This is a genomic window from Blattabacterium cuenoti (assembly GCF_014251715.1).
Classification (GTDB): Bacteria; Bacteroidota; Bacteroidia; order Flavobacteriales; family Blattabacteriaceae; genus Blattabacterium; species Blattabacterium cuenoti_M.
Genome location: NZ_CP059198.1, coordinates 506220 through 518130 on the forward strand (window position 1 = coordinate 506220; position 11911 = coordinate 518130).

The following is an 11911-nucleotide window of genomic DNA, read 5'->3' on the forward strand; positions in this document are numbered from 1 at the left end:
AAATTTAAACCTTTATTTCATTTTTTTTAAAAAAATATAAATTTTGAATTTATCTAATCTTAAAAAAGGAGAAAAAGGAATTATTAAAGGATATAAAAATGATGATTTTCCTATTAAATTATTAGAATTAGGAGTATTGCCTGGAGTAGAATTTGAAATACTTTTTGTTTCCATTTTTTATGATCCATTATGTATAAGTTACGATCAATCTTGTTTAGCTTTACGTAAAAAAGAAGCTGAAAACATTATAATAGAACCTTATTCATGCAAAAAAAAACAATAAAATTAGCACTTATTGGAAATCCAAATGTAGGAAAAACTTCTTTATTTAATAAATTAACTGGATTAAATCAAAAAATAGGTAATTATTTAGGAGTTACAGTAGACAAAAAAATAGGATATTTTAATGATGATAATACATATTATCAAATTATAGATCTTCCTGGAACTTATAGCATTTATCCTTCATCTGATGATGAAGAAGTGGTTAGTAAATTACTAAACAATATAGATGATTTGGATTATCCAGACAAAATTATGGTAGTAGCAGATTCATCTAATATAAAAAAAAGTATTCTTTTATTAAGACAAATACAAGATTTAGGTTTTCCCGTTTTATTCATATTAAATATGTTGGATGAAGCAAAGAAAAAGGGAATATTCATTAATACAAAAAAATTAAAACAATTTCTTGCAACAGAAATTGTTTTAATAAATGCAAGAAAAGGTATAGGATTGGAAAAAATAAAAAAAGAAATAAAAAATTTAAATAAAAAAATAAAAAAAGTACATTTTTTCAATCCAGGATTACGTTATTCTATTGCTATTAATGATGTAAAAAATTATTACAAAGTAAATACTTATAAAGCTTGGTATTATTTAGCCTGTAATAGAAAATTTTTTAAAAAAAATTATTTACTAAAAATAAAAAATAAACACAATATTATATCCAAAAGATTACAAATAAAGGAAACATTAGATAGATATGAAGAAATAGGAGTAATTGTATCCAATACAGTTTATAAATTTATTTCTGAGAAAGAAAAAAATTATTTAGAATTTTATAAAAAAATAGATAATGCTTTAATTGTACATCCTTTTTGGGGATATTTTATTTTTTTATTTTTTTTATTTTTCATTTTTCAATGTGTGTTTTTTTGTTCAGAAATTTCTAAAAAATTCATAGAATTTTTTTTTTCTTTTATTAAAATAAAATTAGAAAATGTTTATCCAGGTCCTTTAAACCATTTTTTATTGCAAGGAATATTTCCTGGAATTATTACCATAATTACTTTTATTCCCCAAATTTTTATTTTATTATTTTTTATTCTTCTTATGGAAGAAAGTGGATACATAAGCAGAGTAATTTTTTTAATGGATAGAATCATGCGCCCTTTTGGATTAAATGGGAAAAGTGTAGTTCCTCTTATTTCTAGCATGTCTTGTTCCATTCCAGCAATAATGTCATCTAGACATATTGAAAATGCAAGAGTTCGTTTGATCACTATTTTATCTAGTCCTTTTATGACTTGTTCGGCTAGATTACCTGTTTATACTTTAATTATATCTATCATTATTCCTGATAAAAAATGGTATTTAATACAATTAAAAGGAATCGTTCTCATGGCTATGTATTTTTTAGGAGTGATATCTGCTTTAGGTATTTCAATGATTTTACACAAATTTTTGAAAAAAAATTATGAAAATTATCTTATAATGGAAATTCCTACCTATAAAATACCTCTATTTAGGAATATATTGATGAACCTATGGATTAATCTTAAATCATTTATTTTAAGCGCTGGAAAAATTATTTTTATTATTAATATAATAATATATGTTTTAGGTACTTATGGTCCGTCTTTTAATAAAAAAAAATTAAATAAAAACATTAAAAAATATATTAGTATAGAAAAAAAAAAATTATCTGAATCATATTTAGGTATCATTGGTAAAAAAATGGAACCTATTATTCATCCATTAGGATACGATTGGAAAATTGGAATTGGTTTGTTATCTTCTCTTGTAGCAAGAGAAGCTTTTGTTAGTACAATGGCTTCTGTCTATAGTATAGAAAAAAAAGAAAATTTTTTAAAAGAAAAAATGAAAAAAGAACTACATCATAGTACAAAAAAACCTGTTTATAATATAGCAACAGGAATTTCTTTACTATTTTTTTATGCATTTTCTATGCAATGCATGAGTACCTTATCCATAATAAAAAAGGAAACAAAATCTTGGAAATGGCCAATAATACAATTTATTTTCATGACTATACTAGCTTATAGTACTTCGTTTTTAACATATCAAATTTTAAAATAAAATGTGGCAATATTTAATAATAGGGATATTATTTTTGTATTCAGTTATTTATTTATTAAAAAAATTTTTTAATTTTTTTTTAAAAAAAAAATTTGTAAAAAAAAATGCCATTGTAAATTGTAGATAAGATTATATTCTGTTTTTCATTTTTTCATATATAGCATTTTTAAATAAATCAGATAAAGAAATACCTGCTACTTTTAATTGTTTTGGAAAAATGCTTTCTTTTGAAAGACCAGGAATCGTATTTATTTCTAAAAAGTAAGGGGTTTCATTAATAATTATATATTCTGCCCTTGATATTCCTGATAAATTTAAAATTTTATATACTTTTTTTGCTATTTTTTTTACTTTACTTTCTACATTTGGAAGTAATTTTGCTGGGGTAATTTCTTTAGATTTTCCAGAATATTTTGATTCAAAATCAAAAAAATCATTTTTACTAATTATTTCTGTTATAGGCAAAACAATAACTTCGTTTTTAAATGAAAAAACCCCTACAGAAACCTCTCTTCCTTTAAGAAAGGATTCTATAATAATTTCTTCATCTTCTTTAAAAGCTTTTTCTACTGCATTAAATAAATCTTTATCTTCATAAATTTTACTTATTCCTAAACTAGATCCAGATCGATTAGGTTTTACAAAACAAGGAAGACCTACTTTTTTTAAAATTTTGTCTTTACAAAAAATTTGATTTTTATTTATAAAAAAAGATGCAGCGGTATTAATACCAAAATATTTTAATAAAGTTAAACAATATTTTTTATTAAAAGTAATATTAGCATGATGAAAATGACATCCAGTATAAGGAATTTGTAATAATTCAAAATAAGCTTGTAAAATTCCATCTTCTCCTGGAGATCCATGAATTGCATTAAATATACAATCAAACTGTATATTTTTTATACCAAATTCCATACAAACAGTAAAATTATATTTATTGATAGGATACTCCTTATTTTTTTCATCTTTCATAAACCATCTTTCTTTAAAAAGATAAATACGATAAGGATCAAATTCTTTTCTGCATAAATTATCATAAACCACTTCTCCACTTTTTAGTGATACAATAGATTCTTTTGTGAATCCACCCATAATAACAGCAATTTTTTTCATGATTTATCTTTATTTTTATTGGTTTTAATGAATTTATTTTTTTGCTATGAACTATTCAAAATATTTTGTAATATTCATCATAAATTTATTAGTATCTATATTTATTTTATATAAGATCACTAAAATTGCATTAAAATGGGTGGAAAATTACACAAAACATGGATCTTATGTTGTAGTTCCAAATTTGCGCTATTTAACTTTATCTCAATCTATATCCATTTTGAAAAAATTAAGATTAAAATATGATATAGATACATCACGTTATGATCCTAATTTAAATCCAAACCAAATCATTTCTTTTTCTCCAGAAGCTGGAGATCATGTAAAAGAAGGAAGAACTATATATATACAGGTAAATTACCAATCTTATACAAATACTGTTTTACCCAATATTATAAATAAAAATAAACATGAAGCTCTCCAATTACTTCATGCTAATCATATAGCTATTAAAAAAATAAAATATATTAATGATCTTTCCAAAGATACAGTTTTAAAGGTTTTTTATAAAAAAAAATCAATTCAATCTGGATATATTTTTCCTTCTCATCAGGATGGAATCACTTTGATAATTGGAAAAGTATATGAAAAAAATAATTTGATAGTCCCCAATGTTATTGGAATGTCATTACATGATGCTACTTCTACTTTAAAAAATAAATTATTTCATGTAATTAATTTTTATTGTGATCATACAATAATAAATGATCCAGATAATAATGCAAAAGTATATCGTCAAAAACCTTATCCTGGAAAAATACAAGATAAAAATAAATCCATTGAACTTTGGTTAACTTCAAAAGAATTATTGGATAATTTAATACAAATAGAAGAAAAAAATTTTGAAAAAAAAACAGAAAAAAAAAATATAATATCTAATGAACAAACATAAATATCAAATTTTTTCAGATAAAAATCAAAAAGAAATTCGTATTGATAAATTTTTGAAAAAGTATATTCCAAATATCAGTAGGAATCAAATTCAAAAAATTTTTTTTTCAGAAAAAGTTTTAGTTAACCAATGTATTGTAAAAAAAAATTATAAAATCAAGCCTTTAGATTTTGTAGAAATAGAAATTATTACTACACCTAGTTTAGATCATTTAGAATATAAAAATATTATTGCAGAAAAAATAAATCTTGATATTATTCATGAAGATGAAGATGTAATCGTGGTAAATAAACCTGCAGGAATGGTAGTACATCCCGGTTTTGGAAATAAAAAAGGAACATTAATTCATGGAATTAAATATCATTTAATAAATTCTAATTTTAATAATTTCAATCTATATAGAGGGGGATTGGTCCACCGATTAGACAAAGATACATCTGGTTTATTAGTTTTAGCTAAAAATGAATATTCTCAAAAATGCTTATTTAAACAATTTCATTATAGAACTATAAAAAGAAAATATATAGCTTTAATATGGGGAAATTTATTGGAAGAAAAAGGAATCATTACTGGTTTTATTGGAAGAGATCCTAAAAATAGAAAAAGAATGACTATTTTTAAAAATGAAGAATGCAATAAAGGAAAACATTCAGTAACACACTACAAAGTATTAGAAAGATTTAAACATTTAACATATGTTTCTTGCAATATTAAAACAGGAAAAACACATCAAATTAGAGCTCATTTTAAATATTTAGGACATCCATTATTTCATGATTCTATTTATGGTGGAAATAAAATAATTAAAAAAAAATATTCTAATCAAAACATAAAATTTCTTAATTTTTGTCTAAAAATTTTACAAAGACAAGCTTTACACGCAATTTCTCTTTCTTTTATTCATCCAAAAAATGGAAAATGTCATTTTTATTGTCCAATTCCTGAAGATTTTAAAATAGTTCTACAAAACTGCAGAAATAAATTTTTACAACAAAATTCCATGTAATAAAATATAAGATGTAGAAAAATATATAATTAATCCTATAACATCCACTAGTGTAGCGACAAAAGGAGCAGAAGAACTAGCCGGATCTCCTCTAAATTTTTTTATTATAAAAGGTAACATAGATCCGCTAAATGTTCCCCATAATACAACTCCAATTAAAGATAAAAAAACTGTTAATCCTACTAATATCCAATGAGTTCCATAATTAAAAAAATTAATTTTATGCCAAGCTATAACACGTATAAAACCTGTAATTCCTAGAATACTACCTAAAAAAAAACCACAAACAATTTCTCTTTTCATCACTATCCACCAATCTTTTATTTTTACCTCTCCCAAAGCCATTGCTTGAATAATTATACTTGCGGCTTGAGCTCCACTATTTCCTCCACTTGAAACAACTAAAGGAATAAATAAAGCTAGTACCACTGCTTTCTCTATAACACTTGAAAATCTTTGCATAACTGTTGTTGTTAACATTTCTCCTATAAATAACAAAATTAACCATCCAGCTCTTTTTTTAATTAATTTATATAAAGGAACATTAAGATAAGATTGATTTAAGGGGTCAACTATTTTTTTAACATTTTCTTTTTCTCTATAATTTTCATTTAAAAACCATAAAATATCGTACATTTTTACTATTCCTAATAAAAAATTATTATCATCAATTACTGGAAGTGTAACTCTATTATTCATAGAAAATATTTTAAGAGTTTCTTTCTCTGTATCTGTAACATTTAAAGCGGCTGTATATTGTCCATTCATTAAATCAAATACTTTTGTTTTTGGATCTACTAACAAAAATTCTCGTATTTTTATATCATCTATCAATTTACCTTTTTGATCAATTATATATACAATTTCGAGAATATCACTATTTTTTACTTCTTTTCGAATATAATCCAAAACGTTTTGTACGCTCCAAGTTTTTTTAACGGCAATATAATATGGGATAATTATCCGACCTACACTATTTTCAGGATATCCTAAAGAAACTAAAATTCTACATTTTTCTTCAGTACTTAAATATTTAATTAAATCTTTTAAAATATTTTTTGGAATTTTATCTAAAAAAGAAACACGATCATCTTTTGACAAATTATTTAATAATTCCATTCTTTTAATCGAATACATTTCTTCCATTATTTTTTTTTTAATAGAAAAATCCAATAGTCTAAAAAGAGATATAGCCTTACATAATTTTAATAAACTAAATATTTTTACAACATCATTTTTATGATGATGAATGATTTTTAGTAAACTACTAATAGTTTGATTATTTAAAAATTTATCATTGTTAAAATAATCTGGATGTTCATTAAACATTTTTTCTTTTTTTTTGTAGAAACTTTTTTTTGAATATTTATATTTATAATTATTTGATTCTTTCTTTGTAGAAAGAATTAAAATTACGTAATAAAATCATTGTAATTTTTAAAAAAAAATGGAATATAATTTTCGTGAAATAGAAAAACGTTGGCAAACGTACTGGAAAAAAAATAATATTTTTCATACTAAGGAAAATAAAAAACAAAAATATTATATTTTGAATATGTTCCCTTATCCTTCTGGATCAGGTCTTCATGTAGGACATTGTTTAGGTTATATCACCTCAGATATTTATACTAGATACAAACGTGCAAAAGGATATAATGTTTTAAATCCTATAGGATTTGACTCTTTTGGATTACCTGCAGAACAATATGCGATACAAACTGGAAAACATCCTAATGATACTACTCGTGAAAATTCAAAAAAGTATAAAAATCAAATGAAAAAAATAGGGTTATCCTTTGACTGGAGTAGAGAATTTTGTACGAGTAATCCTACTTATTATCGTTGGACTCAATGGATGTTTGTTCAAATTTTTAATTCTTGGTATGATAAAGATTGTGAAAAAGCGAAATCTATAGATATTTTGATTGAAGAATTTAATAAGAATGGAAATTATTGTATACATGCAAGCACTTCCTATAAGGATAAATTTGATTCAAAAACATGGAAAAAATTAAGTTGTTATGAAAAAAAATCTATTCTTTTAGATTATCGTTTAGCTTATTTATGTAATAATATAGTTAATTGGTGTCCAGACTTAAATACCGTTTTAGCTAATGATGAAATAAAAAATGGAAAAAGTCAAAGAGGAGGATATCCAGTTTATAAAAAAAAAATGTTACAATGGCACATAAGAATTAGTGCATACGCTGAAAGACTTGTAGAAGGGTTAAAATTAATTGAATGTTCAAAATTTTTAAAAAAATTACAAATAAATTGGATAGGAAAATCTATGGGAGCTACTATTTTATTAGAAATAGTATATCCTATTAATAAAATAAAAAAAATTGAATTATTTATTTCTCGTCCAGAAATGATATTTGGAATGACTTTCATTATTTTATCTACAGATCATCCATTGATAGATAAAATCAGTATTTCACCACATAAAAAAAATGTTTTAGAATATCTTTCACAAGATTTTTCTGCATATGAAAAAAATACAAAAAATATTTCTGGTATTTTTACAGGAAACTATGTATTCCATCCTTTTATTAAAAACAAAAAAATTCCCATTTATATTAGTAATTTTTTTACCGTAGATCATCAAACCAAATCCATGATAGGAATTCCAGGAAATGAAAAAAAAAGTAAAAAATTTTCTCAAAAATTTGGTTTAGAAATTATTACTGTATTAAAAAAAATAAGTAAAAATAATGAAATATGTATTAATTCTGAATTTTTAAATAATTTAAATCGGAAACAAGCAAAAGAAAAAGTAATACAAATATTTATAACAAAAAAAATAGGAAAAGAGCAAACAAGTTACAAAATACGTGATGCTATTTTTTCTAGACAAAGATATTGGGGAGAACCAATTCCTATTTATTTTAAAAATAAAATTCCAAAAACAATTCCTAATGATAAACTTCCTATTATTCTTCCAAAAATAGATAATTATCATCCTATAAATGGGAAATCTCCATTAGATAGAGTAAAAAATTGGGCATGGGATGAAAAAAATATGAAAATAGTTTCAAATAAACTAATTGATTATAAACATGTATTTCCAATAGAAACTAATACCATGCCATCTTGGGCAGGATCTAGTTGGTATTTTCTTAGATATATGGATGTTCATAACCATGAATTTTTTCTTAATAAGAAAAAAGAAAATTATTGGAAAAATGTTAATTTATATATTGGAGGATCTGAACATAGTACAGGACATTTAATTTATGCAAGGTTTTGGCATAAATTTTTAAAAGATAGAGGATGGATAACGACTGAAGAACCTTTTCAAAAAATATTAAATCAAGGAATGATCCTAAGTTATTCTGCTACTATACTAAAAGTTATAGGAAAAAATATATTTGTATCTTCTGGATTAAAAGATCATAAAAACGAACATTTTTCATTTCAAGAAATATATATAGATCTTTTTTTCATAAAAAAAAATAATCAATTAGATATAGAAAAATTTAAAAAGTATAAACAAGAATTTTCAAACGCTACTTTTTTATTAGAAAAAGATGTTTTTTTTTGCAAAAGAAAATTGGAAAAAATGTCCAAATCCAAATATAATGTTATCAATCCTGATGATATTTCTGAAAAGTATGGAGCAGATATATTTAGACTTTATGAAATTTCTTTAGGTCCTATTACTCAATCTAAACCATGGGACGATGAAAAAATAAATGGAGTAAAAAATTTTATGAATAAATTTTGGAGGCTATTTCATAAAAATGGAGAGTTTAAAATAAGTGAAATCACTCCAACATTTCAAGAATTACACATTTTACATCATACTATAAAAAAAATACAAGATAAAATGCAATCTTTTTCTTGTAATACATGTATTAGTACATTTATGATTATTGTTAATAAATTAACTATGTTAAAATGCAATAAAAGAAAAATACTAGAAATTTTAGTTCAATTAATAGCTCCATTCGCTCCTCATATAGCTGAGGAATTATGGTATAAATTAGGAAAAAGAAAATCTATTATTTATTATTCTATACCTGCTTTTAATCCAAAGTATATGATAGAAAATAAAATAACATATCCGATTATGTTTAATGGAAAATTCAAATTTTTAGAAAAATTCGATTCTTCTATTGAAATAGAAAAAATAAAAAATAACATTTTAAATCATCCTAAAACAAAATTTTTTTTAAAAGAAAAAATTTTAAAAAAAATAATTATAATACCAAAAAAAATAATAAATATTTTATTTTAAAAAAGACAAATGATTTTATTTTATGTTCAAATGGATTAGATATTACATAAAATGTAGATTTGTATTCAATAAACATTTGTTTTTGTATTTTTTCTAAAGAAATATATAAAAACTTTTTTATGTCAAAAAACAACAAAAATAAAACTGGTGCATATAGTTTTTTTAATTGTATAAAAAAAAATTTTGATAAAGCTGCACGATTTATTTCTATTGAAAAAGGTCTTTTAGAACAAATAAAAGCTTGTAATGCTGTATATAGTATGCATTTTCCTGTAAAAATAGGAAAAGAAATAAAAGTTATTGAAGCGTACAGAGTTCAACATTCTCATCATAAATTACCTTGTAAAGGAGGAATTCGATATAGCATAAAAGTAAATCAAGATGAAGTTATGACTTTAGCTGCTTTAATGACTTATAAATGTGCTATAGTTGATGTTCCTTTCGGAGGAGCTAAAGGTGGAATTAAAATAGATCCACAAACTATGTCAGAAAAAAATATAGAGAAAATAACTCGTCGTTATACTTCTGAATTAATTAAAAAAAATTTTATTGGTCCAGGAATAGATGTTCCTGCTCCTGATTATGGAACTGGAGAGAGAGAAATGAGTTGGATTTTAGATACTTTTTTATCTATTAGTCCTGGAGATGTAGATGCATTAGCTTGTGTTACAGGAAAACCTATTTCTCAAGGAGGAGTTAGAGGAAGAAAAGAAGCTACAGGATTAGGAGTTTTTTATGGTATTAGAGAGTTATGTAGTATGAAAGAAGATATGTTTTCTGTAGGTCTTGATGTTGGATTAGTTGGAAAAAAAATAATCATACAAGGATTAGGAAACGTTGGATATCATGCTGCTACTTTTTTTCATGAAGCTGGGGCTATCATTGTCGCTTTAGCAGAAAGAGAAGGAGCTATTTACAATAAAAAAGGATTAAATGTTTCCAAAGTTATTCTACATTTAAAAAATACTGGATCTATATTAAATTTTCCAGAAGCAATAAATATTGAAAATACAGAAAATGCTTTAGAATTAGAATGTGATATTTTAATTCCAGCAGCATTAGAAAATGTAATACATAAGAACAATGTTAATCGTATTAAAGCTAAAATTATTGGAGAAGCTGCCAATGGTCCTATAACTCCAGAAGCAGATGAAATATTGGAAAAAAAAGGAGTAATTATACTTCCAGATATTTATTTAAATGCTGGAGGAGTAACTGTCTCTTATTTTGAATGGTTGAAAAATTTAAGTCATGTACGTTATGGACGCATGGAAAAAAGATTTAGTGAAAATATGAACGCAGAATTATTACAGGTCATAGAAAGGATTTGTAGTAAAAAAATATCAACAGAAAAAAAGAAAATTATATTGAGAGGAGCAAGAGAAATAGATTTAGTTCGTAGTGGATTAGAAGATACCATGATTAGTGGATTTCATAAAATCCGTAATTTGAAAAATTCATCAAAAATAGAAAACATGCGTACTGCAGCGTTTGTACTTGCTATAAATAAAATTATAGATTCTTATGAAAAATTAGGAATTTTTCCATAATATCATTTCCTTTTTCGATTTATAAAAAAATGCTAAAAAATATATTTTTGAATAAATATCTTTTTCATGAAGTACAAAAGATCATTATTGAAATTAAGCGGAGAAGCTCTTATGGGTAACAACGAATTTGGACTTCATTCTACTCGTCTTCAACAATATGCTGAAGAAGTTAAAAAAGTCGTAGATATGGGCGCTCAAGTTGCTATAGTTATTGGAGGAGGAAATATATTTAGAGGATTTTCTAGAATAAAGGAAAAAACCATAAATCGTATAGAAGGAGATTACATGGGAATGTTGGCTACCGTAATAAATGGAATAGCTTTTCAATCGTATTTAGAAAATATAGGAATATGCGCTTATATACAAACAGCTATTAAAATGGATCAAATAGCAGAACCGTTTGGGAAAGATAGAGCTATTCACCATTTAGAAAAAGGAAGAGTAGTGATATTTGTAGCCGGATTAGGAAATCCTTATTTTACAACAGACACTGCTGCTGTTTTACGTGCTATAGAAATAAAAGCTGATGTTTTATTAAAAGGAACTAGAGTGGATGGAATTTATACAACAGATCCAGAAAAAGATAAATATGCTAAAAAACTTAAAAATATATCTTTTGACATGGCATATAAAATGGGAATTAAAGTTATGGATCAAACTGCTTTTATTTTGGGAGACGAAAACGATTTGCCAATTATTATTTTTGATATTAATAGAAAAGGAAATTTCAAAAAAGTCATTTCTGGAGAGAAAATAGGAACTCTAGTTTTCAAAAAAAAATAAAA

General features: G+C 24.1%; 9 protein-coding genes. 7 read left to right on the forward strand and 2 right to left on the reverse strand.

Going from position 1 to position 11911, the window contains the following annotated elements; genetic code table 11:
* Positions 1-43: 43 nt before the first annotated feature.
* Both H0H59_RS02520 and feoB read left to right on the forward strand, forming a co-directional pair.
* On the forward strand, positions 44-283 hold the full coding sequence (locus tag H0H59_RS02520) for a FeoA family protein (RefSeq protein WP_185862050.1): 240 nt from the start codon (positions 44-46) through the stop codon (positions 281-283).
* Positions 265-2322, forward strand: coding sequence for a ferrous iron transport protein B (feoB, locus tag H0H59_RS02525; protein ID WP_185862051.1), 2058 nt, complete (start codon positions 265-267; stop codon positions 2320-2322). The genes H0H59_RS02520 and feoB overlap by 19 nt, the downstream gene beginning before the upstream one ends.
* A 129-nt stretch (positions 2323-2451) precedes the next feature.
* Here feoB and H0H59_RS02530 read toward each other — a convergent pair whose 3' ends face one another.
* Positions 2452-3438, reverse strand: coding sequence for a D-alanine--D-alanine ligase (locus H0H59_RS02530; protein ID WP_185862052.1), 987 nt, complete (start codon positions 3436-3438; stop codon positions 2452-2454).
* Between the two features lie 46 nt (positions 3439-3484).
* Between H0H59_RS02530 and H0H59_RS02535 the strand changes: the two genes are divergently transcribed.
* Together H0H59_RS02535 and H0H59_RS02540 are read left to right on the forward strand one after the other, a co-directional pair.
* Positions 3485-4330 carry a PASTA domain-containing protein gene (locus H0H59_RS02535; protein ID WP_185862053.1) on the forward strand — a complete coding sequence of 282 codons (846 nt, stop codon included), beginning with the start codon at positions 3485-3487 and terminating at the stop codon, positions 4328-4330.
* Positions 4317-5336, forward strand: coding sequence for an RluA family pseudouridine synthase (locus H0H59_RS02540; RefSeq protein WP_185862054.1), 1020 nt, complete (start codon positions 4317-4319; stop codon positions 5334-5336). The genes H0H59_RS02535 and H0H59_RS02540 overlap by 14 nt, the downstream gene beginning before the upstream one ends.
* Here the strand turns inward: H0H59_RS02540 and mgtE are convergent.
* A complete protein-coding gene (gene mgtE / locus H0H59_RS02545; protein WP_185862055.1) occupies positions 5316-6665 on the reverse strand; it encodes a magnesium transporter in 1350 nt (449 codons plus the stop codon). The genes H0H59_RS02540 and mgtE overlap by 21 nt on opposite strands.
* A gap of 118 nt (positions 6666-6783) precedes the next feature.
* Here mgtE and leuS point away from each other — a divergent pair, with 118 nt between their 5' ends.
* The 3 genes from leuS (at position 6784) to pyrH (ending at position 11909) form a co-directional block, all read left to right on the forward strand.
* Entirely contained in the window at positions 6784-9576 is a 2793-nt protein-coding gene (gene leuS, locus H0H59_RS02550; protein WP_185862056.1) for a leucine--tRNA ligase, read from the forward strand.
* Between the two features lie 119 nt (positions 9577-9695).
* Positions 9696-11126, forward strand: coding sequence for a Glu/Leu/Phe/Val family dehydrogenase (locus H0H59_RS02555; RefSeq protein ID WP_185862057.1), 1431 nt, complete (start codon positions 9696-9698; stop codon positions 11124-11126).
* Positions 11127-11192: 66 nt separating this feature from the next.
* Positions 11193-11909: a UMP kinase gene (gene pyrH / locus H0H59_RS02560; RefSeq protein ID WP_185862058.1), complete on the forward strand. Its 717-nt coding sequence runs from the start codon at positions 11193-11195 to the stop codon at positions 11907-11909.
* The last annotated feature ends 2 nt before the right edge of the window (positions 11910-11911 follow it).